Source organism: Micropruina sonneratiae (assembly GCF_025972045.1).
GTDB lineage: Bacteria > Actinomycetota > Actinomycetes > Propionibacteriales > Propionibacteriaceae > Micropruina > Micropruina sonneratiae.
Genome location: NZ_JAPDHX010000002.1, coordinates 203,915 through 229,239 on the forward strand (window position 1 = coordinate 203,915; position 25,325 = coordinate 229,239).

Annotated in this window: 24 protein-coding genes and 1 pseudogene; 19 read left to right on the forward strand and 6 right to left on the reverse strand. The window is 71.0% G+C overall.

What is annotated here, in order from left to right:
• Positions 1-213: 213 nt before the first annotated feature.
• Positions 214-834 carry an ACT domain-containing protein gene (locus tag OIE40_RS06055; RefSeq protein ID WP_264701030.1) on the reverse strand — a complete coding sequence of 207 codons (621 nt, stop codon included), beginning with the start codon at positions 832-834 and terminating at the stop codon, positions 214-216.
• Positions 835-962: 128 nt separating this feature from the next.
• On the opposite strand from OIE40_RS06055, the gene gatC reads away from it, so the two are divergent.
• The 3 genes from gatC to gatB are packed head-to-tail and all read left to right on the forward strand — an operon-like array spanning position 963 to position 4,245.
• Positions 963-1,259, forward strand: a complete 297-nt coding sequence (gene gatC, locus OIE40_RS06060; RefSeq protein WP_264701032.1) for an Asp-tRNA(Asn)/Glu-tRNA(Gln) amidotransferase subunit GatC — start codon at positions 963-965, stop codon at positions 1,257-1,259.
• Positions 1,256-2,761, forward strand: a complete 1,506-nt coding sequence (gatA, locus tag OIE40_RS06065; protein ID WP_264701034.1) for an Asp-tRNA(Asn)/Glu-tRNA(Gln) amidotransferase subunit GatA — start codon at positions 1,256-1,258, stop codon at positions 2,759-2,761. The genes gatC and gatA overlap by 4 nt, the downstream gene beginning before the upstream one ends.
• Positions 2,758-4,245: an Asp-tRNA(Asn)/Glu-tRNA(Gln) amidotransferase subunit GatB gene (gene gatB / locus OIE40_RS06070; RefSeq protein WP_264701036.1), complete on the forward strand. Its 1,488-nt coding sequence runs from the start codon at positions 2,758-2,760 to the stop codon at positions 4,243-4,245. The genes gatA and gatB overlap by 4 nt, the downstream gene beginning before the upstream one ends.
• A 141-nt stretch (positions 4,246-4,386) precedes the next feature.
• On the opposite strand, the gene OIE40_RS06075 is transcribed toward gatB, so the two are convergent.
• From OIE40_RS06075 to serC, 3 genes are all read right to left on the reverse strand, one after another.
• A complete protein-coding gene (locus OIE40_RS06075; RefSeq protein ID WP_264701038.1) occupies positions 4,387-4,836 on the reverse strand; it encodes a hypothetical protein in 450 nt (149 codons plus the stop codon).
• A gap of 171 nt (positions 4,837-5,007) precedes the next feature.
• Entirely contained in the window at positions 5,008-6,177 is a 1,170-nt protein-coding gene (locus OIE40_RS06080) for a phosphoglycerate dehydrogenase (RefSeq protein ID WP_264701040.1), read from the reverse strand.
• A gap of 13 nt (positions 6,178-6,190) precedes the next feature.
• Complete coding sequence (gene serC, locus OIE40_RS06085; RefSeq protein WP_264701042.1) at positions 6,191-7,270, reverse strand: 3-phosphoserine/phosphohydroxythreonine transaminase; 1,080 nt, start codon at positions 7,268-7,270, stop codon at positions 6,191-6,193.
• A 170-nt stretch (positions 7,271-7,440) separates the two neighbouring features.
• Between serC and OIE40_RS06090 the strand changes: the two genes are divergently transcribed.
• Positions 7,441-7,845: a VanZ family protein gene (locus tag OIE40_RS06090; RefSeq protein WP_264701043.1), complete on the forward strand. Its 405-nt coding sequence runs from the start codon at positions 7,441-7,443 to the stop codon at positions 7,843-7,845.
• On the opposite strand, the gene OIE40_RS06095 is transcribed toward OIE40_RS06090, so the two are convergent.
• Positions 7,770-8,387, reverse strand: coding sequence for a TIGR03085 family metal-binding protein (locus tag OIE40_RS06095; RefSeq protein ID WP_264701045.1), 618 nt, complete (start codon positions 8,385-8,387; stop codon positions 7,770-7,772). The two genes, OIE40_RS06090 and OIE40_RS06095, sit on opposite strands and share 76 nt — an antisense overlap.
• A gap of 31 nt (positions 8,388-8,418) precedes the next feature.
• Here OIE40_RS06095 and hisI point away from each other — a divergent pair, with 31 nt between their 5' ends.
• From hisI to lgt, 11 genes and pseudogenes are all read left to right on the forward strand, one after another.
• Positions 8,419-8,796, forward strand: a complete 378-nt coding sequence (hisI, locus tag OIE40_RS06100) for a phosphoribosyl-AMP cyclohydrolase (RefSeq protein WP_264701046.1) — start codon at positions 8,419-8,421, stop codon at positions 8,794-8,796.
• Positions 8,796-10,304: an anthranilate synthase component I gene (locus OIE40_RS06105; protein ID WP_264701048.1), complete on the forward strand. Its 1,509-nt coding sequence runs from the start codon at positions 8,796-8,798 to the stop codon at positions 10,302-10,304. The genes hisI and OIE40_RS06105 overlap by 1 nt, the downstream gene beginning before the upstream one ends.
• Before the next feature lie 3 nt (positions 10,305-10,307).
• Entirely contained in the window at positions 10,308-10,835 is a 528-nt protein-coding gene (locus OIE40_RS06110; protein WP_264701050.1) for a Trp biosynthesis-associated membrane protein, read from the forward strand.
• A gap of 55 nt (positions 10,836-10,890) precedes the next feature.
• Positions 10,891-11,100, forward strand: coding sequence for an HGxxPAAW family protein (locus OIE40_RS06115; protein WP_264701051.1), 210 nt, complete (start codon positions 10,891-10,893; stop codon positions 11,098-11,100).
• A 2-nt stretch (positions 11,101-11,102) separates the two neighbouring features.
• Positions 11,103-11,885: an indole-3-glycerol phosphate synthase TrpC gene (trpC, locus tag OIE40_RS06120; protein ID WP_264701053.1), complete on the forward strand. Its 783-nt coding sequence runs from the start codon at positions 11,103-11,105 to the stop codon at positions 11,883-11,885.
• Between the two features lie 9 nt (positions 11,886-11,894).
• Positions 11,895-12,038: a hypothetical protein gene (locus tag OIE40_RS06125; RefSeq protein WP_264701055.1), complete on the forward strand. Its 144-nt coding sequence runs from the start codon at positions 11,895-11,897 to the stop codon at positions 12,036-12,038.
• A gap of 37 nt (positions 12,039-12,075) precedes the next feature.
• Positions 12,076-12,585: a protein-tyrosine phosphatase family protein gene (locus tag OIE40_RS06130; protein WP_264701057.1), complete on the forward strand. Its 510-nt coding sequence runs from the start codon at positions 12,076-12,078 to the stop codon at positions 12,583-12,585.
• A gap of 68 nt (positions 12,586-12,653) precedes the next feature.
• Entirely contained in the window at positions 12,654-13,892 is a 1,239-nt protein-coding gene (gene trpB, locus OIE40_RS06135; protein ID WP_264701703.1) for a tryptophan synthase subunit beta, read from the forward strand.
• The gene (trpA, locus tag OIE40_RS06140; protein WP_264701059.1) at positions 13,889-14,710 is read left to right on the forward strand and encodes a tryptophan synthase subunit alpha; all 822 of its coding nucleotides are present in this window, start codon (positions 13,889-13,891) and stop codon (positions 14,708-14,710) included. Before trpB ends, trpA begins: the two co-directional genes overlap by 4 nt.
• Before the next feature lie 10 nt (positions 14,711-14,720).
• Entirely contained in the window at positions 14,721-15,365 is a 645-nt protein-coding gene (locus OIE40_RS06145) for an SCO family protein (RefSeq protein WP_264701060.1), read from the forward strand.
• 25 nt (positions 15,366-15,390) lie between these two features.
• Positions 15,391-16,212: pseudogene (gene lgt, locus OIE40_RS06150) on the forward strand (prolipoprotein diacylglyceryl transferase); the annotation flags it as partial.
• 304 nt (positions 16,213-16,516) lie between these two features.
• Here lgt and OIE40_RS06155 read toward each other — a convergent pair.
• Positions 16,517-17,572, reverse strand: coding sequence for a hypothetical protein (locus OIE40_RS06155; protein WP_264701064.1), 1,056 nt, complete (start codon positions 17,570-17,572; stop codon positions 16,517-16,519).
• Positions 17,573-17,771: 199 nt separating this feature from the next.
• On the opposite strand from OIE40_RS06155, the gene gltB reads away from it, so the two are divergent.
• From gltB to OIE40_RS06175, 4 genes are all read left to right on the forward strand, one after another.
• A complete protein-coding gene (gene gltB / locus OIE40_RS06160; RefSeq protein WP_264701066.1) occupies positions 17,772-22,292 on the forward strand; it encodes a glutamate synthase large subunit in 4,521 nt (1,506 codons plus the stop codon).
• The gene (locus OIE40_RS06165) at positions 22,285-23,757 is read left to right on the forward strand and encodes a glutamate synthase subunit beta (protein ID WP_264701067.1); all 1,473 of its coding nucleotides are present in this window, start codon (positions 22,285-22,287) and stop codon (positions 23,755-23,757) included. The genes gltB and OIE40_RS06165 overlap by 8 nt, the downstream gene beginning before the upstream one ends.
• 114 nt (positions 23,758-23,871) lie before the next feature.
• A complete protein-coding gene (locus tag OIE40_RS06170) occupies positions 23,872-24,450 on the forward strand; it encodes an SgcJ/EcaC family oxidoreductase (protein WP_264701069.1) in 579 nt (192 codons plus the stop codon).
• 338 nt (positions 24,451-24,788) lie between these two features.
• Positions 24,789-25,322: a DUF1697 domain-containing protein gene (locus OIE40_RS06175; RefSeq protein WP_264701070.1), complete on the forward strand. Its 534-nt coding sequence runs from the start codon at positions 24,789-24,791 to the stop codon at positions 25,320-25,322.
• Positions 25,323-25,325: the final 3 nt, after the last annotated feature.

Genomic DNA, 25,325 nt, shown 5'->3' on the forward strand with positions numbered 1-25,325 from the left:
CGGCTGTGCCGGCATCCCTCACAGCGCCGACACAGCCGCATCACCGATGGCCCCCCGACCCGTCGGTCGACGTGCGGACGTCGCGCGTTTCGCGGGACAGTTGCGCGCATTCGACGGCCGCAGTCGGCGTCCAGCAGCAAAGGCGCCGGACGACCTGCTGAACTTTAGCATACCTAAGTAAGAGCGTTCGCCGTGCTCAGCCGGCGGTTCCGGTCAGCCGCTGAGTGAGGTGAGGTGGCGCAACCGAGCCAGTTCGGACTTGATGAACGCCGGCCCGCCCTTGCGGGCCAGGAGCAGCGCGGTGCCGTCGCGGAACGGCGCTGCCGCCACCAGCATCTCGGGCCAGCCGGGCAGCCACTCGTCGGCGAGTTCGATGCTGCGGGCCGTGTCGAGTCGGCCCAGCGCCGCCACCGGCAGCGTCTCGGCGTCCGGGGCCATGGGGGTGCGGGCGACGACCCGGCCGTCGGCCCGATCGACCTGGGCGGCCCAGTGGACCCGGAAGACCGTCGGGGCGGCCTGGGTCAGGATCGTGGCGGATTCCTGCGGGTTCTCGGTCATCTTGTCGAGGACGGCGACGTCCGCCTGGAGTCCCCAACCCTCCGGATAGTGCGAGAACCACAGCACGGTGACGCCGGCGATGCTGGTGCAACTGGTGATCAGAGCATCGGGCAGGGTGCCCAGCGGCACCTCGACCATGAAGTCGTCGACGGCGAAGCCCTCGTATTTCTCGACGATCTCGACCGCCTGGATGTCGGCGCCGACGGTGCCCATGGCGGTGGCCACGGCTCCCAGCGATCCTGGTCGGTCGGGCAGGGCCACGCGCAGCAGGAACATCGCCCCAGTGTCCCGCACATTTGTTACAGCCGTTCGCGTTCCGGTGCGGAGGCGTCCGAGCGGCGGGCGGTGAGCCGGGCGGCGCCGCACCACTAGCATGGTGGGCCGGACGAGAGCGAGGAGCAACGGTGGCCCTGACCACAGCCGAGGTGGCGCGCCTTGCGGCGTTGGCCCGGATCGAGTTGTCCGAGGACGAACTGGCCCGGCTGGCGCCGCAGCTGGAGGTGATCCTCGAATCGGTCGCGCAGGTCACCGAAGTGGCCGGCGACGACGTCGCGCCGATGTCCCATCCGCTGCCGCTGACCAACGTGTTCCGCGCCGACGAGGTACGCCCGTCGTTGGCCGCCGAGCAGGTCCTGGCCGCGGCCCCGGCCGTCGAGGACGAACGCTTCCGGGTGCCACGGATCCTGGGGGAGGGGCAGTGAGCGCGCTGCTGCAGTCTTCCGCCGCCGAACTGGGCCGGGCGATGGCGTCGGGCCAGGTCAGTTCCCGCGAGGTCACGCAGGCCCATCTGGACCGCATCCATGCGGTGGACGGCGACGTCCGCGCATTCCTGCACGTGGACGCCGAGCGCGCGCTGGCCGCCGCCGACGCGGTGGACGCCCGGCGCGCCGCCGGCGCCGAGCTGGGCCCGCTGGCCGGAGTCCCGATCGCGATCAAGGACATCTTCTGCATGACGGGCGCACCGACGACCGTCGGCTCGCGCATTCTCGAGGGCTGGCAGCCGCCCTACAACGCCACCGTCACCCAGCGCGTCCTGGACGCCGGGCTGGTGGTGCTCGGCAAGACCAACCTCGACGAGTTCGCGATGGGCTCCTCGACCGAGAACTCCGGCTACTTCACCACGCACAACCCGTGGGACCGGGACCGCATCCCAGGGGGTTCCGGTGGCGGTTCCGCCGCCGCCCTGGCAGCCTTCGAGGCCCCCCTCGCCCTGGGCACCGACACCGGCGGGTCGATCCGGCAGCCGGCGTCCGTCACCGGAACGGTAGGGGTCAAGCCCACCTACGGCGGCACCTCGCGCTACGGCGTGGTCGCGATGGCGTCCAGCCTCGACCAGCCCGGACCGTGCGGCCGCACGGTGCTGGACACCGCACTGCTGCACCAGGTGATCGCCGGTTGGGACCCGATGGACTCCACCTCCATCAACGCGCCGGTCCCGGACGTGGTGGGCGCCGCCCGCCGCGCGGACGTCTCCGGGCTGCGGCTGGGGGTCGTCCGGGAGCTCGGCGGCGAGGGCTACGAGCCCGGGGTCGAGCAGCGCTTCCGCGAAGCCGTGGACGCCCTGGCCGCGGCCGGTGCCGAGATCGTTGAGGTGTCCTGCCCCAACTTCCGCTACGCCCTGGGCGCCTACTACCTGATCATGCCCAGCGAGGTGAGTTCGAACCTGGCCCGCTTCGACGCGATGCGGTACGGCCTGCGCGTCGGCGACGACGGCAGCCACAGCGCCGAGGAGGTGATGGCGTTGACCCGTGGCGCCGGCTTCGGCGCCGAGGTGAAGCGGCGCATCATCATCGGCACCTACGCCCTGAGTTCGGGCTACTACGACGCCTACTACGGTTCGGCGCAGAAGGCGCGCACGCTGATCGCCGGCGATTTCGAGGCGGCCTTCGAGACCTGCGACGCGTTGCTGTCGCCGTCGACGCCGACCACCGCGTTCCGGATCGGCGAGCGAACCGACGATCCGCTGGCCATGTACGCCGCCGACCTGTGCACGATCCCGTCCAACATGGCGGGCAACGCGGCAGGGTCGTTCCCGTGCGGGCTGGCCGACGGGCTGCCGGTCGGGCTGCAGGTGATGGCGCCGGTGCTGGCCGACGACCGGGTGTACGCCGTCGGTGCCGCGCTGGAGCGTGAGCTCGCAGCGCGTTGGGGCGGGGTGCTCACCGACCGGCTGTGGGCGCGGCAGAACGGGGGAGAGCAGTGAGCCTGAAGCCCTACGAGGAGGTGCTGGAGGCCTACGACCCGGCGCTGGGTCTTGAGGTGCACGTGGAGCTGAACACGGCGTCCAAGATGTTCTGCGGTTGCTCGACCGAGTTCGGCGCGGCCCCCAACACCCACACCTGCCCGGTGTGCCTGGGCCTGCCCGGGGCGCTGCCCGTGGTGAACGCCAAGGCGGTCGAGTCGGTGATCCGGATCGGCCTGGCCCTGAACTGCTCGATCGCCACCTGGTGCAGGTTCGCGCGCAAGAACTACTTCTACCCCGATATGCCGAAGAACTTCCAGACCTCGCAGTACGACGAGCCGATCTGCTTCGACGGTTGGACCGAGGTCGAGGTGGACGGGGTCACGTACCGGGTCGAGATCGAGCGCGTTCACATGGAGGAGGACGCCGGCAAGCTCACGCATATCGGCGGCTCGACCGGCCGCATCCAGGGCGCGGACCACTCGCTGCTGGACTACAACCGGGCGGGCGTGCCGCTGATGGAGATCGTCACCAAACCCGTGTTGGGCACCGGTGCGGCGGCGCCGAAGGTGGCGCGCGCCTACATGACCCAACTGCGGGAACTGCTGCGTGCCCTGGGCGTCTCCGACGTGCGGATGGAGCAGGGCTCGCTGCGCTGCGACGCCAACGTGTCGCTGGCTCCGAAGGGTTCCGACGTGCTGGGCACCCGTACCGAGACCAAGAACGTGAACTCGCTGCGCTCGGTCGAGCGGGCGTTGACGTACGAGATTCAGCGTCAGGGGGAGGTGCTCGCCGCGGGCGGTCGGGTGCTGCAGGAGACCCGGCACTGGCACGAGGACGCCGGGCACACCTCGCCGGGGCGGTCCAAGGAGCAGGCCGAGGACTATCGCTACTTCCCCGAGCCGGACCTCGTGCCGATCGCGCCTGCGGCTGAATGGGTGGAGGAGCTGCGAGGCACGCTGCCCGAACCGCCGGCGCAGCGCCGCCGCCGGCTGGTCGCCGAGTGGGGCTTCACCGAGCTGGAGCTGCGCGACGTGATCGGGAGCGGCTCGCTGGACCTGATCGCCGACACCGTGGACGCCGGCGCGTCCCCGGCGGCGGCACGGAAGTGGTGGTCGGGCGACCTGGCCCGGCGCGCCAACGCCGCCGGCGTCGAACTCGAGGAGATCGGCATCACACCCGCCCAAGTGGCCGAACTCCAGAGCCTCATCGAAGATGGCACCATCAACGACAAGCTGGCCCGCCAGGTGATCGATGGGGTGCTGGCCGGCGAGGGATCGCCGGCAGAGGTGGTCGAGGCGCGCGGTCTCGCGGTGGTGTCCGACGACGGCGCCCTGGCCGAAGCGGTCGACGCGGCGATCGCCGCCAACCCCGAGGTCGCGGACCGCATCCGCGGCGGCAAGGTGCAGGCCGCCGGTGCCCTGATCGGCCAGGTGATGAAGGCGATGCGCGGCCAGGCGGACGCCGCCCGGGTGCGTGAGCTGATCATGGAACGGCTCGGCTGAGACCCTCGACGCAGCCTTTGGGACGCCCGTCGTCCCTCGCGAGGGTTGGGAGATCCCGGGGCAAGCCCGGGATGACGCACTTCCCGTCATCCCGGCGGCCGCCGGGATCTGCCTCGCGTCTGCTTTCGCTCCTCGTCGGCGCTACCAGTCTGGCTGGCACTGACGGCGGTACGAGGTGCGGTGGCTGCTGCGTCCGTTGACCCAGTAGCTGGCGTGTGCCCAGGCGGAGACCTCCTCGATCGAGTGCGGTGAGGCACGCACCGCGCGCATCGCCCGACGCTCGATCAGTTCGTCGACGAGTCGGCGCTCGCGCAGCAGCGGCTCGAGGTCGGTCAGCACGTCATGTTCCTCGGCGCCGCACGAGGCCATCAGGGCGTAGGCGATGGTGACGAGCTGGTCGTCGGAGAGTCCGTCGAGCCCGGTACGGATCACCTCCTGATGGACGATCGGGGCCGGGGGAGGGGTGAGCAGCATCTCGGCCGCCCAGTCGTAGGCGGGATCGGCCAGAGCGTCGCGCAGCGCGGGCAGCACCCGGTCGGCGAGACACTCACGCTGTGCCAGCGGCAGGAGCCGCCCTAGCCGGGTGGCCACGGTGTTCAGCGGCCGGCCACGGTCACACGATCCCGTTGCCGGCCGACGGACGCGGTGAGGCGCGAACCCCGAGGGATGTCGGCGCGCTCGTCGGCGTCCGGGTCGAGGATCGTCGAGCGGGCCGGGCCATGCCGGTAAGACGCTGGCCGGTGTGATCGGCGACGCCCCCGTTCAGATCACCCGGGCGTGCAGCACCCCGTCGATGCCCTTGATCCGGTCGAGCACCTCGGTCGGGACCGTCCCCTCGACGTCGACCAGGGTGTAGGCCAGCTCGCCGCGCGACTTGTTCAGCAGGTCGGAGATGTTCAGCCCGGCCTCGGCCAGCATGGTCGAGATCTGGCCGACCATGTTCGGCACGTTGCTGTTGCTGATCGCGAGCCGCTGGGTGCCCTCGGCGCGGGGCAGCCGGGCATCGGGGAAGTTCACCGAGTTCTGGATGGTGCCGTCCTCGAGGTACCAGCGCAGCTCGTCGGCGGCCATCCGGGCGCAGTTCTCCTCGGCCTCGTTGGTGGAGGCCCCGAGGTGCGGCAGGGTCACCACGCGCGGCCGCTTGTTCAGCGTGGGGGTCGGGAAGTCGCACACGTAGCCGCGCAGCTGGTTGTTCTCCAAGGCGGCCAGCAGGCTCGGTTCGTCGACGATCGGGCCGCGGGCGAAGTTGAGCAGCACCGCCGACGACTTCATGGCGGCGAACTCCTTCGCGCCGATCAGCCCCTTGGTGGCTGCGATCAGCGGGACATGCAGGGTGATGATGTCGGAGCGCTTCAGCACCTCGTCGATGGAGGTGACGTGCTCGACCTGAGAGGACAGCGCCCAGGCGTGCTGCACGGTGATGCCGGGGTCGTATCCCAGCACGTTCATGCCCAGCGAGATCGCCACGTTGGCCACCTCGACGCCGATCGCGCCCAGGCCGATCACGCCAAGGGTCCGGCCCGGCAGCTCGAAGCCGACGTAGTTCTTCTTGCCCGCCTCGACCAGCTTGTCCATGGTGGCGTGGTCGCCGTCGAGCCGGTGGGCGAAGGCGGCGGCATCCACGATGTTGCGGGCGGCCAGGAACAGCCCGGCCACCACCAGCTCCTTCACCGCGTTGGCGTTGGCGCCAGGGGTGTTGAAGACCGGGATGCCGCGCTGGGAGAACTCCGGGATCGGGATGTTGTTGGTGCCGGCCCCGGCGCGGGCCACGGCCAGCACCGACGGCTCGATCGGCTGGTTGTGCAGGCTGGCCGAACGCACGAGCAGGGCGTCCGGGGCGGAGACGTCGTGGCCGACGGTGTACTTGTCGGCGGGCAGCCGGGAGAGCCCGACCTGGCTGATGGCGTTCAGGGTGCGGATGCGAAAGGGCATGGTCGTCTCAGCGTCAGCCGTGGCTGCGCTCGAACTCCTTCATGAAGTCGATCAGGGCATGGACGCCCTCCAGGGGCATCGCGTTGTAGATGCTAGCCCGCATGCCGCCGACGCTGCGGTGGCCCCCCAGGTTCGTGAGACCGGCCGCGGCCGCCTCGGCCACGAACGTCTTGTCCAGCTCGGGCCTGGCGATCAGGAACGGCACGTTCATCCACGAGCGGCTGTCGGGCTGGACGGGATTGGAGTAGAAGTCCGAGGAGTCGATGAAGCCGTACAGGGCGTCCGCCTTGGCCTTGTTGCGCTCGCCCATGGCTGCGAGACCGCCCTGGTCCTTGACCCACTGGTAGACCAGCCCCAGCAGGTACCAGCCGAACGTCGGCGGCGTGTTCAGCATCGAGTCGGCGGCGGCCATCTGGGCGTAGTCCCAGGGCGAGGGAGTGATGGCCCGGGCCCGGCCGAGCAGGTCGTCGCGCACGATCACGACACACATGCCGGACGGCCCCATGTTCTTCTGTGCGCCGGCGAAGATCACGCCGAACTTCGACACGTCGATCGGTCGGCTCAGGATGGTCGAGCTGAGGTCGGCGACCAGCGGGACGTCACCGGCGTCCGGGACGTAGCCGAACTCGACGCCCCGGATGGTCTCGTTGGGGGTGTAGTGCAGGTAGGCGGCGTTGGGGTTCACCTGGTAGCTGCCCGGCGCGGGCACCCTGGTGTAGTTACCGGGCTTCTCGTCGACGAGCGCCACCGGGTTCACGTACTTGGCGGCCTCCTTGATGCCCTTGGCCGACCAGTCGCCGGTGAGCAGGAAGTCGACCTCGTCGCCCTCGGCGGACAGGTTCATCGGCACCCCGGCGAACTGCCCGAAGGCGCCGCCCTGAAGGAACAGCACCTTGTAGTTGTCGGGGATCGCCATGATCTCGCGCAGCGTCGCCTCGGCCTGCGCCGCGCACGCGACGAACTCCTTGCTGCGGTGCGACACCTCCATCACCGACATGCCGGAGCCGTTCCAGTCGAGCAGTTCGGCCTGCGCCTGGGCGAGGACGGGCTCGGGGAGCATGGCGGGGCCGGCGGAGAAGTTGTAGACGCGCATGCCCCGATTCTTCCAGCGAACGGGCACTGCTTGTGTCAGAGGCGGATTTTCGGGCACTCCGCTGAGCCGGCCGGCCACCGGACTGGAACGCGGGGACGGTTCTCGCGGACGGGGAGCGGACCGGAAGAACCGTCTCCGTGGACCGCGGGGGCCGCTGGCAGACTGGGTAGATGCCGACCCGCTGGACGCCCCTGCTCGGGATCGCCTTGGCCGTCGCGGTAGTGGCGCACCTGTGGGGCCTGTACAGCCCGGTCGATGAGGGCGCGGGGACCCTGTTTCCGTTCTCCGACAAGGTCTTCCATGCGCTCGGGTTCGCGGTGCCGGCGTCCCTCGCCGTGCTCCTGGTGCGGCACTGGTGGCCGATCGTGGCGTTCGCGGCGAACGCGGTGTTGAGTGAGGTCGTCCAGCACTACCTGCTGCCGCACCGGCAGGGTGACGTGCTCGACGTGGCCGCCGACCTGGCCGGTCTGCTTGTGGCGGTGGCGCTCTGGTGGCGGCTTCAGCGAACGGCGGCGACGGCGTCCGGCAGCCCGACGAGCTCGACGTCGGCGTCCGCGGACCGGCCGAAGGCGTAGAGCAGCAGCTCGGACGGACGGCCGATCACGGTGACGATCCGGTCACCCTTGGTGGCACGGACGACGTGGTCGGGCCGATCCGCCCACTCCAGCACCAGTCCGACCGGCGCGGTGCGCAGCATCAGCGGGGCGGCCTTGGCGACCTTGCCCCAGGCCCATCCTTCGAAGTCGGCGTCGCGGGCCGGCTCGGGCAGGTCGTTGGCGCGCCGCACGTCCATGCCGTGGATGAGGTACTCGACATTGTTGCCGGCCTCGTCGGCGCCCGGCAGGCCGAACGGTGACCACCGCGGCGGCCCGGCCCGCAGCAGGTCGACCAGCTCGACGAACTGGAGCTGCCGTTGCAGCTGCTCCATGCGCACCTTCGTCCTGGCCTCGAGCGCGGGGATGAAGAAACCCAGGGCGCTGATCGGTTCGTTCTCGCGCAACCACAGGTGGGCGGCCAGATCGTGGGCGGTCCACCCTTCACACAGCGTCGGCGCACCGGGGCCGACCTCGAGCAGGGAGTCGCAGGTGAATGCTCGTTCGGTCTGGGCGCGGCGCATGGGGCCAGGGTAGCCCTGCAAGAATGACCGGGTGAGTCTCGACCCCGCCATCGCCGCCCGGCTCAAGCGCAACCCCGACGCGCTGGTGCCGGCGATCGTCCAGGACGCCACCTCGCGTGAGGTGCTGATGATGGCGTGGATGGACGACGAGGCGCTGGCCCGCACCCTGGCCACCAGGCGCGGCACCTACTGGTCGCGCAGCCGCCGCGAGTACTGGGTCAAGGGGGAGACGTCAGGCAACACCCAGCACGTCCGCGAGGTGCGGCTCGACTGCGACGGCGACACGCTGCTGGTGCTGGTCGATCAGCGCGGCCCGGCCTGCCACACCGGCGCCCGGACCTGCTTCGTGGCCGACACCCTGCTGGCCGATGACGCCGCCCCCGGCCCCGACGTGCGGAGGCAGCGCTGATGGCCGAGTTGCCGATCACTCCCAGCCTGGAGGAGTTCCTCACCCGCGCCGATCACCGGGTGATCTCGGTGTACACCCGGCTGGTCGCCGACGACCTGACCGCGGTGGGTCTTTACCACCGGTTGTGCGGCGAACGCGAGAACACGTTCCTGCTCGAGTCGGCCGACAACGGCATGTGGTCGCGCTGGTCGTTCGTCGGGGTGAACGCGGTCGCGACGCTCGTGGAGTCCGGCGGTGAGGCCGTCTGGCACGGACGCCCGCTCGCCGGCCTGCCCACCGGCGGGGATCCGCTGCGGGTGCTGGCCGAGACCCTCGACCTGCTGCACACCCCCACCGACGACACCCTGCCGCCGCTGACCTCCGGCATGGTGGGTTACCTGGCCTACGACGTCGTGCGTCGGTTGGAGAAGCTGCCCGATTCCAACCCCGACGACCTGGGGCTGCCCGAGCTGGTGATGATGATGGTCAGCGACATGGCCGTTCTCGACCACCACAGCGGTGAGGTCTGGCTGGTCGCGAACGCGTTCAACTTCGACGACACCGCCGAACGGGCGGACGCCGCCTGGGCCGACGCCCGCGACCGCGTCCTGGCGATGGCGGCCACGCTGGCGGTGCCTGCCGCCCCCGCGCTGGCCGTGGCGGACGCCGGGCTGGCGGATCCACCGCTGACCCGCCAGCGCACCCCCGAGGAGTACGAGGCGGCGGTGCGGGCCGCCGTGGAGGAGATCAAGGCCGGCGAGGCGTTCCAGATCGTTCCCTCCCAGCGCTTCGACCTGGCCACCGACGCCGATCCGCTCGACGTGTACCGCATCCTGCGCCGCACCAACCCCAGCCCCTACCTGTACCTGCTGCGGCTGCCCGGGCTGGCGGTGGTCGGCTCCAGCCCCGAGGCCCTGGTCACGGTGCAGAACGGGCGCGCCGAGACCCACCCGATCGCCGGGTCGCGGCCGCGCGGCCGCACGGCCGCGGAGGACGCCGCCCTCGAGGCCGAACTGCTCGCCGACCCCAAGGAGCGCGCCGAGCACCTGATGCTGGTCGACCTGGGTCGCAACGACCTGGGCCGGGTCTGCGCGCCGGGCACCGTCGAGGTGGTGGAGTTCATGAAGGTGCGCCGCTACAGCCACATCATGCATCTGGAGGCTGCGGTGATCGGCGAGCTGGCGCCGGGCCGCACCGCGCTGGACGTGACCCTCTCGTGCTTCCCGGCCGGCACCTTGTCGGGGGCGCCCAAGGTGCGGGCGATGGAGATCATCGACGAGTTGGAGGTCTCCCGCCGCGGCCTGTATGGCGGCGGGGTCGGCTACTTCGACTTCGCCGGCGACTCCGACGTGGCGATCGCCATCCGCACCGCGGTGATCGCCGACGGCGTCGCCCACGTCCAGGCGGGGGCGGGCATCGTGGCCGACTCGGTGCCGCACAACGAGGAACTCGAGGTGCGCAGCAAGGCGGCGGCGGTGATCCGGGCCATCGAGGGTGCGCACCGGCTGCGCCGTCTCGATCGGGACTGATCGATGCGGACGACCGCCACCCTGCTGCTGTGGCTCGGCTGCGGCGCCGCCCTGCTGGCCGCGACCCAGCCCTGGTGGAACGCGGGGGGGCGCACGGCTGTGACAGGAGCCCAGGCGTCCGGCGGGGTGCTGGCCCTGGTGCTGGCCGCGGCGGCGGGGGCGTTCCTGGCGTTGTTCCTGCCCCGGATCGGACGCCGCATCGTCCTGGGCCTGGTGGCGGCGCTGGCCGCCGGCGGCGTCCCGGCCGCGTACGCCGCCTCGCCGGCCACCGTGCCTGTCGCCGGCGCCGGCGACTCCTTCGTCGCAACGGCATGGCCGTGGGTCTACACGGTCGCCGTGGTCCTGACCGCGTTGGGGGCAGTAGGGTCGGCGATCCTGCCGCCACCGCAACGGCGGCCCCCGAAGGCCACCCCCGACCCCGCCCTGGACGCCTGGAAGGCACTGGACGCCGGCGACGACCCGACGCAGGATCCGACCGACGACCGCGGGCGTGGCCCTGCTGGCGATGCGTCGGCGGAGCGGCAAGAATAGGCACTCAGCCGCCGCCGAGCGTGTTCGGCGCCCAGCAGACTTCGAGGAGCGCACCATGGCGACCAGTCACAAGCACTACCACCACGGCCGGACCCCTGCGGCCTGGGCCGGCAGCGTGATCGCCGCGGTCGGCTTCCTGCTCGGCACCGTCGCCTTCCTGATGGGCCCCAACTGGCTGCTGTTCTGGATCGCGCTCGCGATCGTCCTGATCGCCCCCGTCGTGGGTGGCGTGATGAGCCGGATGGGCCTGGGGCAGGGCGCCTGAGCATGGGAGTGCTCGACGCGATCGTCGCCGGAGTCCGCGAGGATCTCGAGGATCGGCGTGCGCGCTGCAGCCTGGACGAACTGGCGGCCCGGGTCGCGACCATGCCCCCGACCCGCGACCCGATGCCCGCCTTCCGGGCACCGCAGCTCGCCGTCATCGCCGAGGTCAAGCGGTCGAGTCCGAGCAAGGGTGCGCTGGCCGAGATCCCTGACCCCGCGGCGCTGGCCGCCCGCTACGCCGCTGGTGGGGCGTCCGCGATCTCGGTGCTCACCGAGCGGCGGCGCTTCGGCGGCTCGCTCGCCGATCTCGAGGCGGTGCGGGCCCGGGTCGAGGTGCCGGTGCTGCGCAAGGACTTCGTCGTCACCGACTACCAGTTGTGGGAGGCACGTGCCGCCGGGGCAGACCTGGCCCTGCTGATCGTCGCGTCGCTGACCGACCGCCAGCTCGCCGACCTGTTCGACCTGGCCGGACGCCTGGGGCTGACCGCCCTGGTCGAGGCGCACACCGCCGACGAAGTGCGCCGGGCACTCGCCGTGGGGGCGTCACTGATCGGGGTCAACAACCGCAACCTGCAGACCCTCGAGGTCGACCTGGCCCAGTTCGAGACGATGGCCGGGCTGATCCCGGCCGATGTCGTCAAGGTGGCCGAGTCGGGCATCGTCACCCGCGACGACGTCCGCCGGGTCGCCCAAGCCGGCGCCGACGTGATCCTGGTCGGCGAGGCGCTGGTTCGGCACGGCGACCCGACCACCGCCATCGCCGAGTTCATCGCCGCCGGCGGCTGAGGCGCTCCGATGGGCCACGGCAACGCCACGGCGCGGGCCATCCAGCTGCGTGAGGGGGACCGGATCGACGACGCCGCCCTGGTCGCGCTGTTCCGGGCCGTCATCGCCAACAACCGCGCCGGCGGTTGGCGTGTCGTCCAGCCGACGCAGTAGGGGGTCGCACCCCGGCGACCGAAGGGTGGTGGTCACGATGGCGGAGGCGTCCGGATGCTCCGGGCCGACGCTGTACCTGATCGAGCGCGGCGGGCCGGGGCGCCTGGCCACGATGGCCGCACCACGGGGCGGCGACGACCTGGCGGCCGACCTGGCCGCCCTGCGCGAGGCCGGCGTCGACACCCTGGTCAGCGTGCTCGGCCGGCTGGACGAACACGTGCTGCGCCTGCGACACGAACGCGCCGAGGCGTCCAGGGCCGGGCTGCGCTTCCGGCGGCTGCCGACCGGCGACTTCGGTACCCCCGACACCGACACCGCCCTCGGCGTGGCCCGAGAACTGCGCGCCGACCTGCTGGCCGGACGCACGGTCGCCATCCACTGCCGGGCCGGGATCGGCCGCTCGTCGGTGCTGGCGGCGACCGTGCTGCGACTCGAAGGCGTCCGGCCCGACGAGGCGTGGGCCCTGATCGGCCGCGCCCGCGGCGTCCGGGTGCCCGAGACGCGGGCCCAGCGCGACTTCGTCGACGGGCTCGACAGCGCGCTGTGAACCCGCTCCGGGGTACCGGCACCGAGTGCGTAGAGTGGGGCGGTCACCACCCACCGAACCGAGGATCGATCGTGTCATTACCCGATGCCGCGGGGCATTACGACATCTTCGGGGGCAAGTACGTCCCCGAGGCCCTGTACGCCGCACTGACCCAGTTGGAGGCCGAGTTCGACAAGGCGATGGGCGATGCGGAGTTCTGGCGCGAGCTCGACGACCTGCGGCGCAACTACTCGGGGCGTCCCACCCCGCTGACCGAGGCGAAGCGCTTCGCGCAGCACTGCGGCAACGCGATCGTGCTGCTCAAGCGCGAGGATCTCAACCACACCGGTTCGCACAAGATCAACAACGTGCTGGGCCAGGCGCTGCTCACCAAGCGGATGGGCAAGACCCGGGTGATCGCCGAGACCGGAGCGGGCCAGCACGGCGTGGCCACGGCGACCGCCGCCGCCCTGCTCGGCCTGGAGTGCCGGGTGTACATGGGCAAGGTCGACACCGACCGGCAGGCGCTCAACGTCGCCCGCATGCAGCTGCTCGGGGCCGAGGTGATCGCCGTCGAATCCGGCAGCCAGACGCTCAAGGACGCGATGAACGACGCGATGCGCGACTGGGTGGCCAGCGTCGACGACACGCACTACCTGATCGGTACCGTGGCCGGCCCGCACCCGTTCCCGAAGATGGTCCGCGAGTTCCAGAGGGTCATCTCGACCGAGGCCAAGGCGCAGGTGCAGGAGCGGTTCGGCCGGCTGCCGGACGCCGTCACCGCCTGCGTCGGCGGCGGCTCGAACGCGATGGGCATGTTCGCCGACTTCCTCGACGACCCGTCGGTCGCCCTGTACGGATTCGAGGCGGGCGGCGACGGCGTGGAGACGGGTCGGCACGCGTCGGCGATCTTCGGCGGCTCGGTCGGCGTGCTGCACGGCATGCGCACCTACATCCTCCAGGACGCCGACGGCCAGACCCTGGAGTCGCACTCGATCTCGGCCGGCCTGGACTATCCCGGGGTGGGGCCCGAGCACTCCTGGCTGGCCGCCACCGGGCGCGCCCACTACGAGCCGGTCACCGACGCCGAGGCGATGGAGGCCTTCGGCCTGCTCACCCGCACCGAGGGGATCATGCCCGCCATCGAGTCCGCCCATGCGGCGGCCGGGGCGATCCGGCTCGGCAAGCGACTGGCGCAGGACGACCCGGACGCCCGGCCGATCATCGTGATCTGCCTGTCGGGCCGCGGCGACAAGGACGTCGACACCGCCATCAGATGGTTCGGCATCGACGGCTCCGTGGACGACACCGTGGGTGGCGAGCAGTGAACGAGGGCATCTCCGGAAAGGTCCTGCACCGGGCCGCCGACGAGGGGCGCAAGGCGCTGGTCGCCTACTACCCGGTCGGCTTCCCGACCGTGCCCGGCTCGCTGGACGTGCTGCGTACCCTGTGCGGCGAGGGCGATGCGCCGGGAGCGGACCTGATCGAGATCGGCCTGCCGTACTCCGACCCAGTGATGGACGGGGTGGTGATCCAGCGCGCCGGCACCCGGGCGCTGGAGCGCGGCGTCCGGACCAGGGACGTGTTCACCGCCGTGGAGGCGGTCGCCGCCACCGGGACCGTTCCGGTGGTGATGACCTACTGGAACCTGGTCGACCGGTACGGAGTGGAAGCCTTCGCCCGTGATCTCGCCGCCGCCGGGGGAGCGGGCCTGATCACCCCCGACCTGGTGCCGGACGAGGCGTCGGACTGGTTCGCGGCGTCCGACGCGCACGGTCTGGACCGGATCTTCCTGGTCTCGCCCTCGTCGTCGGACGAACGGATCGAACAGACCGCGGCCGCCTGCCGGGGCTGGCTGTACGCCACCGCGGTGATGGGCGTCACGGGTACCCGCAGCGCCGCATCCTCGGCCGCGCCCGAGTTGCTGCGACGCATCCGGTCGCTCGCCCCGGACACCCTGGTGGGCGTCGGGCTGGGAATCTCCAACGGCGACCAGGCGGCACAGGTGGCGCAGTACGCCGACGCCGCCATCGTCGGCTCGGCGTTCGTCAAGGCGATGCTGGCCGCAGACGACGCCGGCACGCCGGGCGATCGAGGTGGGGTCGCCGCCGTGCTGGACGACCTGGTCGAGGGCGTCCGGCGATGAACGGACGCCGGTGACCCAGGCGCTGCGGGCGGCGCTGACCGGGCTGGTGGCGGCGCTGACCGCCCTGGTCCTCGCCGCCTGCGCGGGACCGGCAGCCCGGGTGAGCCCTGTGGGCCAGCCCAGCGCGCAGACCTACGGCGGGGCCGAACTGACCCAGCCGTACACCATGCCGGACGCCACCTTCACCGACTCGGCGGGCCGGCCGTTCAACCTGCGCACCGGCACCGACAAGCCGGTGCTGGTGGTGTTCTTCGGCTACACGTTCTGCCCCGACATCTGCAAGGCGACGATGTCCGACCGGGCCAGCGCCATGAACCGGGTCACACCCGAGACCCGTGCCGAGGTGCAGGTGCTGCTGATCACCGTCGACCCCGAGCGCGACACGCCCGAGGTGCTGCAGAAGTACCTGGCGCGGATGGATCCGAGCTTCATCGGCCTGACCGCGCCGCTCGAACAGACCGAGCGGGTCGCCCGCAGCATGGGGGTCGCGATCGAGGGCACCACGAAGACCGCCGACGGCGGCTACGAGGTGACCCATTCCACCCAGGTGATCGCCTTCGGCGCCGACCGCAAGGGACGGCTGGTCTGGACGCAGGGCACGGCCATCGGCACCTACGCCGACGACCTGGACACCTTCGCGGCCGCTCAGGGCTGACCGCCGCCCGGGGAGTCCTTCGCCGATGCGGCAGGATGGGCGGGTGCTGTTGTCCATTCCCTCGCCGCCGATCAGCGGCTGGCAGATCGGCCCGTTCTACCTGCACATCTACGCGCTGTGCCTGATCGCCGGCATGATCGCCGCCTGGACGATCGGCAGCCGTCGCTGGCGGGCCCGCGGCGGTGGCGCCGAGCAGTTTGAGACGATCGTGCTGGTCGCCATTCCGGTCGGGATCGTCGGGGCCCGGATCTACCACGTCCTGACCCACTGGGGCGACTACTTCGCCCCCGGCATCGACCCATGGAGCGCGCTGCGCATCTGGGAGGGCGGGATCGCCATCTACGGGGCCATCGGCGCGGGCGCCCTGGCGGCCTGGCTGATGTGCCGCCGCTTCGGGGTGCGATTCTCGTCGCTGGCCGACTCGTTGGCACCGGGCATCGCGGTCGGTCAGGCGCTGGGACGGTTCGGCAACTGGTTCAACCAGGAGCTCTACGGACTGCCCACCGACCTGCCCTGGGCGCTTGAGATCGACCCCGCCCACCGCGTCGCAGGCTTCGAGCAGTACTCCACCTTCCACCCGACCTTCGCCTACGAATCGTTGTGGAACGTCCTGGTTGCCCTGACCCTGATCTGGGCGGACCGGCGCTTCCGGCTCGGCCGGGGCAAGGTGTTCGCCCTCTACATCGCGCTGTACGGCTTCGGCCGGTTCTTCACCGAGGGCATCCGCCTGGACTTCTCCTACGACACGTTCGGCCCGATCCGCTTCAACCAGGCCGTCGCGGCCCTGATCTGCCTGGTCGGGGTGGCGCTGCTGATCTGGCTGGTCAGGAACAGGCCCGGACGTGAGCCGAGCGTCAACCTGAGCGTCGGTGACGCGGCACTCGCCGACCAGCCGGACGCCGACGACGACACGGAGGTCGCTTCGGACGATCAGGACGCCACCCCCGACGAGCAGGACGCCTCGTCCGACGAGCCGGAGGCCCAGCAGGACGCCGCCTTCAACGATGGCGACCGGGTCGCTACCGGGTCGATCGGCACCCCCGACCCGGAGGCGCCCTCGACCGACGCGCCGGAGTCGGAGCGGCCGCACTGATCCCTCGGCCTGGCCGGCCCGGCCCGGCGACAGCGCCGAGGTGCCACCACCCGATCCGTCAGCGGCGGATCTGACCCTCCTGGTAGTCGTCGGGGTCGAGCCCCGCGGCCCGGAAGTCGTTGGCGTCCACGTTGCCCTGGGCGCCGACCCACTGCCGGTTGTGTTCGTCGATGAAGTAGCGATCGGCGCCGGCCTCGACCTGCACGTCCTCTCCGGACGCCGTCCGCACCGTCTCCTCCTCACGGATCGAGTTGATCAGCGAATGCTGCTGGTCCAGTCCCGGGCCGTCCCCGCTCCCCACACCGGAGGGGACCCCCTGGAACGGCTGGTTGAGCTGGTTCAGGTAGGCCGCGGTGCTTGCCTCGCCCATCGCGACCCGCTGGTTGTGGATCGCGGTGTTCGCCGCTCCCGCGGCGGCGATGTCACCCATTCGCTGGTTGTGCATCGCCTGGCTGGCATTCATCCACAGCGCGTTCTGCTGGGCGTTGGCGGCCTGCTGGTTGGCGAAGTTGGCGTTCTGGACGCCCTGCCACTGCTGGTTGGTCCGCTCCGAGGACATCGCGTGCAGCAGCAGGTCGCGATCAGGTTGCCCCCCGCCCACGGCGTAGACGGCGCACACATCGGCAACCCAACCGGGACCGAAGGAGTTGGTGGTGCAGACCGCGAGCGCCTCGACCTGGGCGCCCTGATCGGTGAACCGGAACGGGGCGGACGCCGCGGTCACCCGCAGCTGGACGCCCTGCGCGGCCGCCTTGCGCATGGTCTCCTCGACCAGCGCCTGCTCGGCCTGCGCCCCGCCGGCGGCGAAGCCCGGCAGGGTGCCGAACCGCTGCTGCAGGTACTGCGGCAGGAAGTTCGTCGCGTCGGTGAACGGGGCGAGCTGGTGCACCCCCGGGGTGGGGAAGAAGCCACTGGACGGTTCGAAGAAGTCCGGCATATCCGGGTCGTGCAGGCTCAGCCTCACCGACCCGTCGGGGGAGGCCGCCCGGACGGCTCGGCGGGCCGCCGGCCCGACCCGCACCAGCCGCGCGTCGTGCTGCCAGCCGGCCGGTAGCTCGATCACGAAGGCGCCCTCGTTGGCGTCCACGACGGGCTGCCATTGCGTGTTGGTCATGGCGGACAGGTTAGGTTGGGCCGCCGGTTGCGTCGAGAGCAGGGGACGAACCTCGTCCATCATGCAAACAGTCGTAACCCTCACGAAATACGCACCCTTGTATGCTGCCAGCGCGTGCTGTGAAGCCGCCGGACGGCGGGCGCTTCGGCACCCTCCGGCCCCAGACCTCCCACACGCCGGAAGATGAGGAGAACCGCCCATGGCTCTGACGCCTCTGCCCGCGAGGCCCGCGCAAGGACTGTACGACCCCGCCTTCGAGCACGACGCCTGTGGTGTCGCGTTCATCGCCCAGTTGAGCGGCGAGGCCAGCCACGACATCGTCGCCAAGGGCCTGACCGCGCTGGAGAACCTCGACCACCGCGGCGCCACCGGCGCCGACGCCGCCGCCGGTGACGGTGCCGGCATGCTGCTGCAGGTGCCGGACGCCTTCCTGCGCCAGGTCGTCGACTTCGATCTTCCCGAGGCGGGCGGCTACGCGATGGGCATGGCCTTCCTGCCCACCTCGCCGGTGAAGCGGGCCGGGGCCAAGCGGACCATCGAGTACATCGCCATCGAGGAGGGCCTCGACGTCCTCGGCTGGCGCGAGGTCCCCACCGAGTCCAGCACCCTCAGCCCGGTCTCTCGTGAGGTGATGCCGGTCTTCGAGCAACTGTTCCTGGCCTCTCCCGGCGGCGAGACCGGCATCGACCTCGACCGGCTCGCCTACCCGCTGCGGCAGCGGGCGCGCAACGAGACCGGGGTCTACTTCGCCTCCCTCTCGGCCCGGACCACCGTCTACAAGGGCATGTTGACCACCCAGCAGCTGGCGGAGGTCTTCCCCGACCTGTCCGACGAGCGCATCGCGTCTGCGCTCGCCCTGGTGCATTCGCGCTTCTCGACCAACACCTTCCCGGCCTGGGAGCTGTCCCACCCGTACCGGCTGATCGCCCACAACGGCGAGATCAACACGGTCAAGGGCAACCGCAACTGGATGCGGGCCCGCGAGGCGCTGCTCGCCTCCGACACGCTGCCCGGCGACCTCGAGCGGCTGTTCCCGATCTGCACCCCGGGCGGCTCGGACTCGGCGTCCTTCGACGAGGTCCTCGAGCTGCTGCACCTGGGTGGCCGGTCCCTGCCCCACGCGGTGATGATGATGATCCCGGAGCCGTGGGAGAACAACGCCGAGATGGATCCGGACCGGAAGGCGTTCTACTCCTTCCACGCCTCGCTGATGGAGCCCTGGGACGGCCCGGCGGCCGTCTGCTTCACCGACGGCAGCCTGATCGGCGCCACCCTCGACCGCAACGGGCTGCGCCCGGGCCGCTACTGGGTCAGCGACGACGGCCTGGTGGTGTTCGCCTCCGAGGCCGGCGTCATCGACATGCCGCAGAGCAGGGTCATCGCCAAGGGCCGGCTGCAGCCGGGCCGGATGCTGCTCGTCGACCTGACCGAGCACCGGCTGATCGACGACGACGAGATCAAGTCCTCGCTGGCCGCCGAGCATCCCTACGGCGAGTGGCTGGCCGAGGGCCGCGTCGACCTGGACGACCTGCCCGACCGGCAGCACGTGGTGCACAGCGCGGCCTCGGTGCTGCGCCGCCAGCAGGTCTTCGGCTACACCCACGAGGAGCTCAAGCTGCTGCTGGCGCCGATGGCGAACAGCGGCGCCGAGCCGATCGGCTCGATGGGTACCGACACGCCGCTGGCCGTGCTCAGCGAACGCCCGCGGCTGCTGTTCGACTACTTCGCCCAGCTGTTCGCCCAGGTCACCAATCCGCCGCTGGACGCCATTCGCGAAGAGCTGGTCACCTCGCTGAGTTCGACCTTCGGACCCGAGGGGAACCTGCTTCAGCCCGGGCCCGACTCGTGCAAGCACATCGTGATCGGCTACCCGGTGCTCGACTCCGACCAGTTGGCCAAGCTGGTGCGGATCAACCGTGACGGGTCGATGCCGGCCTACGACACCCACGTGGTGCGTGGCCTGTACCCGGTCGAGGAGGGTGCGGCGGGTCTGAAGGCCACGCTCGACGAACTGTGCGCCGAGGTCACCGCGTCCATCGAACGGGGCTGCCGGACGATCATCCTGTCCGACCGGCACTCCAACGCCGACCTGGCGCCGATCCCGTCGCTGCTGCTCACCGCGGCCATCCACCACCACCTGGTGCGTGAGAAGACCCGCAGCAAGGTGGGCCTGATCGTCGAGGCCGGCGACGTCCGCGAAGTGCATCACGTGGCGCTCCTGGTCGGCTACGGCGCGGCCGCGGTCAACCCCTACCTGGCGTTCGAGTCGGCCGAGGACCTGGCCCGCCGCGAATGGCTGGTGAAGGTCGAGCCCGAGCAGGCCGTCGCCAACGTCCGCAAGGCGCTGGGCAAGGGCGTGCTGAAGGTGATGTCCAAGATGGGTGTCTCGACGATCGCGTCCTACACCGGGGCGCAGATCTTCGAGGCCCTGGGGCTCAGCACCGAGTTCGTGGACGCCTACTTCACCGGCACCACCAGCCGGGTCGAGGGCATCGGCCTGGAGGAGATTGCCCGCGGCATCGCCGCCCGGCACGCTATGGCCTACCCGCCGGACCGGATCACGCTGCCGCACCGCACCCTCAACGTGGGCGGTGAGTACCAGTGGCGTCGCGAAGGCGAGCCGCACCTGTTCGACCCCGAGACCGTCTTCCGGCTGCAGCACGCCACCCGCAGCAAGCGCTACGACATCTTCAAGGCCTACACCGACCGGGTGAACGACCAGGCGAAGCGGCTGATGACGCTCCGTGGCCTGCTCGAGTTCAGTTCCGATCGCAAGCCGGTGCCGATCGACGAGGTCGAGCCGATCAGCGAGATCGTCAAGCGGTTCTCCACCGGCGCCATGTCCTACGGCTCGATCTCGCTCGAGGCGCATCAGACCCTGGCAATCGCGATGAATCGGCTCGGCGGCAAGTCGAACACCGGTGAGGGCGGTGAGGACGTCGACCGGCTGTACGACCCGGAACGCCGCTCGGCGATCAAGCAGGTGGCCTCGGGACGCTTCGGCGTCACCTCCGACTACCTGACCAACGCCGCCGACATCCAGATCAAGATGGCGCAGGGCGCCAAGCCCGGCGAGGGCGGCCAGCTGCCCGGCCAGAAGGTGTACCCGTGGGTGGCGAAGACCCGGCACTCGACGCCGGGCGTCGGCCTGATCAGCCCGCCGCCGCACCACGACATCTACTCCATCGAGGATCTCAAGCAGCTGATCCACGACCTCAAGTGCGCCAACCCGAGCGCCCGGGTGCACGTCAAGCTGGTGGCCGAGGTCGGCGTCGGCACGGTCGCCGCCGGCGTCTCCAAGGCCAAGGCCGACGTGGTGCTGATCTCCGGCCACGACGGCGGCACCGGCGCGGCGCCGCTGACCTCGCTCAAGCACGCCGGCGGACCGTGGGAGCTCGGCCTGGCCGAGACCCAGCAGACGCTGCTGCTCAACGGCCTGCGCGACCGCATCGTCGTGCAGGTCGACGGCCAGCTGAAGACCGGCCGCGACGTGGTGATCGGCGCCCTGCTGGGGGCTGAGGAGTTCGGCTTCGCCACCGCGCCGCTGGTGGTGTCGGGCTGCATCATGATGCGGGTCTGTCACCTCGACACCTGCCCGGTCGGCGTCGCCACGCAGAACCCCGAGTTGCGCGCCAAGTACTCCGGGCACGCCGACTACGTGGTGAACTTCTTCGAGTTCATCGCTCAGGAGGTGCGCGAGATCCTGGCCTCGCTCGGCTTCCGCACCATCGAGGAGGCCGTCGGCCACGTCGAGGTGCTGCAGGCGCGCAGGGCGGTCGACCACTGGAAGGCCAGCGGGCTCGACCTGGAGCCGATCCTGCACTGGGTCGACACCGACGGCCCGCTGCACGCCATCACCGGACAGGACCACGGCCTGGACGCCAAACTCGACGTCAAGCTGATCGAGCTGGCCCAGCCGGCCCTGAAGTCCGGCGAGTTGGTGCGCGCCGACCTGGCGGTGCGCAACGTCGACCGCACGGTCGGGACCATCCTGGGCCACGAGGTCACGAAGGCCACCAGGGGCAAGGGCCTGCCGGAGAACACCATCGACCTGACGCTGCGCGGCACCGCCGGGCAGAGCTTCGGAGCGTTCCTGCCGGCCGGCATCACGCTGCGGCTGGTCGGCGACACCAACGACTACTTCGGCAAGGGCCTGTCCGGCGGCCGGCTGACCGTGCGGCCCGCCGAGGACGCCGCGTTCGTCGCCGAGGAGCACATCATCGCCGGCAACGTGATCGCCTACGGCGCCACCTCCGGCGAGCTGTTCATCCGGGGCAAGGTGGGGGAACGGTTCTGCGTCCGCAACTCGGGCGCGACCGCGGTCGTCGAGGGTGTCGGCGACCACGGCTGCGAGTACATGACGGGCGGTGAGGCCCTCGTCCTGGGCGCGACCGGCCGCAACTTCGCCGCCGGCATGTCCGGCGGTCTGGCCTACGTGCTCGACCTGGACACCAGCCGGCTGAACACCGAGATGGTCGACGCGCTCGATCCCACCGAGGCCGACCTGGCCCGCATCCGCGAGTTGCTGGTCAAGCACGCCGAGGAGACCGGCTCGGCGGTCGCGACACGACTGCTCGAGGGCGGCAGCCTGTCCGCCCGGTTCACCGTCGTCACCCCGCGCGACTACGCCCGGGTGCTGGCCGCCAGGAATGAGGCCGAGCGGGCCGGACTGGATGAACAGGCAACCACCACGATGATGATGGAGGCCGCGCATGGCTGACCCGAAGGGCTTCATGACCACTCCCCGCGAGGTCGCCTCGCGGCGTCCGGTCGCGGAGCGCATCCACGACTGGCACGAGGTCTACCCCGAATCGCCCGGCAAGGCCGTGCTGCCGATCATCACCAAGCAGGCGGGGCGCTGCATGGACTGCGGCATTCCGTTCTGCCATCAGGGCTGCCCGCTGGGCAACCTCATCCCCGAGTGGAACGACCTGGTCTGGCGCGACGACTGGCGGGGTGCGACCGAGCGGCTGCACGCCACCAACAACTTCCCGGAGTTCACCGGACGGCTGTGCCCGGCACCCTGCGAGACGGCCTGCGTCGTCGGCATCAACCGCGAACCGGTGACCATCAAGAACGTCGAGGTCGCCATCATCGACCGGGCGTGGAGCGATCGCCGGGTGACCGCGGTCACCCCCGAATGGCACACCGGCAAGACCGTCGCAGTGGTGGGCTCCGGTCCGGCAGGGCTGGCCGCCGCCCAGCAACTCACCCGGGCCGGGCACACCGTCGTGGTCTACGAGCGGGCGGACGCCATCGGCGGCCTGCTGCGCTACGGCATCCCCGAGTTCAAGATGGAGAAGGCGGTGCTCGACCGCAGGCTGCGGCAGATGCGGCTGGAGGGCACGGTGTTCAAGACCGGGCGCCCCATCGGCACCCCCGACGATCTCTCCGGCGACGACCTCAAGGAGCGCTTCGACGCGATCGTGCTGGCCATCGGCTCGACCGTCGCTCGCGACCTGCCGGTGCCGGGCCGTGAACTGAACGGCATCCACCAGGCCATGGAGTTCCTGCCGCAGGCCAACCGGGCCGCGCTCGGCGAGGAGGTCGCCGACCAGATCGTCGCCACCGGCAAGCACGTGGTCATCATCGGCGGCGGTGACACCGGCGCGGACTGCCTGGGCACCTCGATCAGGCAGGGCGCCGCCTCGGTCACCCAGCTCGAGATCCTGCCGATGCCGCCCGTGCAGCGGCCGGCGCACCAGCCCTGGCCGACCTACCCGATGACCTTCCGGGTGTCGTCGGCCCACGAGGAGTCCGGTGACCGGGTGTACGCGGTGTCGACCAGCGAGTTCATCGGCGACGCCGACGGCTCGGTGAAGGAGTTGCGGCTGTCCGAGGTCGAGTTCGTCAACGGCCGCTTCGAGCCGGTCCCCGGCACCGAGCGGGTGCTGCCGGCCGAGCTGGTGCTGCTGGCGATGGGCTTCACCGGTCCCGAGAAGGGCGGCCTGGTCGACCAGCTCGGGGTCGATCTCGACCCGCGCGGCAACATCGCCCGGGACGAGAACTACGCCACCTCGGAGCCGGGCGTGTTCGTCTGCGGCGACGCCGGCCGCGGCCAGTCGCTGATCGTGTGGGCGATCGCCGAGGGCCGCTCCTGCGCCAACGGGGTGGACGCCTACCTGCAGGGGCGATCGCGGCTGCCGAAGCCGATCCTGCCCACCGAGCGCCCGATGATGGTCTGATCCGGCCGATCGGGGGCGGGCGGCGCTCGGCGTCCGCCCGACGTGGAGGGGTGGACGCTGTTGACCCGCGGACCGCGCAGCGCAACGCTGGCGTCCTGACTAGAAGGAGTGCCGGTGGCCAAGCTGAAGAAGCTGCTCAGGCGGGCGGCCGAGATCGTCCACCTGCCCCTGCCCGCGTCCTCACCCGCGGTGCGGCCGCTGGTCGCGCCGACCGACCTGGTCGAGGAGTACATCAGGGCGTGGGACGCCAAGGACGCCGACGCGATCGGCCGGCTGTTCGTCGAGGACGCCGATTTCGTCAATGTCGTGGGGCTGTGGTGGACGGGCCGCCGCTCGATCGTGAAGGCGCAGCGTTTCGGCTTCCAGAACGCCTTCGCCAACGCCACCATCCGGCTCAGCAAGGTGAGCCAGCGGTTGCTCGGTGACGACGCCGCGGTGGTGATGGCGCAGTGGCAGATCTCCGGCCAGGTCGATCCCGACCGACAACCTGTCGAGCCGCGCCGCGGCGTGATCCAGGCCACCCTGGTCAAGCTCGACGACGGCACCTGGCTCGGGGTCAGCTGCACCAACACCGACATGGCCATGGCGGCGGACACCTTCGTCTCCCGCGAGGGCCGATTGACCGCGACCAGCTACATCAAAGGCCCCACCGCCCAGGAGCTGGCCGCCGCCGAGGACGGCCCCACCTTCTAGCAGCGGTTCGCGACCGGCAGTGTCCGGGCCACCCTGCTGGCGCTACTGGCGTTGATGCCGTTCGCCCGGTCGCTGAAGATCGGCGCCGTCGAACTGCAACGGCCCGAGACGGTGCGGCCGGCCTTCGGACGGTGCAAGGCGTTGCGCACCAGTTCGCTGATGCAACGCGGCTACCATCTCGCCTCGTTCGCCCTCCCCGTCACCCCCGACTCGGGGCGCAGCCGGCGCGACGTCGTCGAGGCCGACCTGTTCCGGACGTCCCGACCAGACCGAGCGGGCGTCCTGATCCGGCGCCTGCGGCGCTGGCGGCACGGCGTCCGGCGGGGCACGATGGGCCGATGGCGACCAAGCGTTGGGCGGGACTACTACGGGCGGTCAACGTGGGCGGCCGGACGCTGCCCATGGCGACCCTGCGTGAGGTGGCCGAGGAGGCCGGATTCGAGCAGGTGCGCACCCTGTTGGCATCGGGCAACGTCGTGTTCACCGGTTCCGGATCGGCGGCCGCGGTGCGCGGCAGGCTCGAGCGGGCCATCGCCGAGCACACCGGATTCCGGGTGGAGGTGCTGCTGCGTTCCAAGCAGCAGCTCGATCGTTTGCTGGCGGACAACCCCTTCCCGCAGGGCAAGGGTTCGCAGGTGCTGGTCGGCTTCCTGGACGGCCCGGCCCCGGCCGGCCTCGCTGCTGCGCTCGTCGACGTCGCGGTGAACGAGGAGGTCGTGGTGGCCGGCAAGCACGTCTGGGTGCACTTCCCCGACGGGATGGGCCGCTCGGCACTGGCGGCACGACTCCCCACGCTGGCCCGGCCCCGGATCGTGACCGGGCGCAACGTGAACACCGTCACCCGGCTGGCCGGAATGATCGATCCTGACTAGCCG

Excerpts from the sequence above, each read along its gene's own strand:
- OIE40_RS06055 (WP_264701030.1), bottom strand. The coding sequence starts at position 834 with ATGTTCCTGCTGCGCGTGGCCCTGCCCGACCGACCAGGATCGCTGGGA.
- OIE40_RS06080 (WP_264701040.1), bottom strand. The coding sequence starts at position 6,177 with ATGCCCTTTCGCATCCGCACCCTGAACGCCATCAGCCAGGTCGGGCTC.
- serC (WP_264701042.1), bottom strand. The coding sequence starts at position 7,270 with ATGCGCGTCTACAACTTCTCCGCCGGCCCCGCCATGCTCCCCGAGCCC.
- OIE40_RS06090 (WP_264701043.1), top strand. The coding sequence starts at position 7,441 with ATGCCGACCCGCTGGACGCCCCTGCTCGGGATCGCCTTGGCCGTCGCG.
- OIE40_RS06095 (WP_264701045.1), bottom strand. The coding sequence starts at position 8,387 with ATGCGCCGCGCCCAGACCGAACGAGCATTCACCTGCGACTCCCTGCTC.
- OIE40_RS06105 (WP_264701048.1), top strand. The coding sequence starts at position 8,796 with ATGGCCGAGTTGCCGATCACTCCCAGCCTGGAGGAGTTCCTCACCCGC.
- OIE40_RS06110 (WP_264701050.1), top strand. The coding sequence starts at position 10,308 with ATGCGGACGACCGCCACCCTGCTGCTGTGGCTCGGCTGCGGCGCCGCC.
- OIE40_RS06115 (WP_264701051.1), top strand. The coding sequence starts at position 10,891 with ATGGCGACCAGTCACAAGCACTACCACCACGGCCGGACCCCTGCGGCC.
- trpC (WP_264701053.1), top strand. The coding sequence starts at position 11,103 with ATGGGAGTGCTCGACGCGATCGTCGCCGGAGTCCGCGAGGATCTCGAG.
- OIE40_RS06125 (WP_264701055.1), top strand. The coding sequence starts at position 11,895 with ATGGGCCACGGCAACGCCACGGCGCGGGCCATCCAGCTGCGTGAGGGG.
- OIE40_RS06130 (WP_264701057.1), top strand. The coding sequence starts at position 12,076 with ATGGCGGAGGCGTCCGGATGCTCCGGGCCGACGCTGTACCTGATCGAG.
- OIE40_RS06155 (WP_264701064.1), bottom strand. The coding sequence starts at position 17,572 with ATGACCAACACGCAATGGCAGCCCGTCGTGGACGCCAACGAGGGCGCC.
- gltB (WP_264701066.1), top strand. The coding sequence starts at position 17,772 with ATGGCTCTGACGCCTCTGCCCGCGAGGCCCGCGCAAGGACTGTACGAC.
- OIE40_RS06165 (WP_264701067.1), top strand. The coding sequence starts at position 22,285 with ATGGCTGACCCGAAGGGCTTCATGACCACTCCCCGCGAGGTCGCCTCG.
- OIE40_RS06175 (WP_264701070.1), top strand. The coding sequence starts at position 24,789 with ATGGCGACCAAGCGTTGGGCGGGACTACTACGGGCGGTCAACGTGGGC.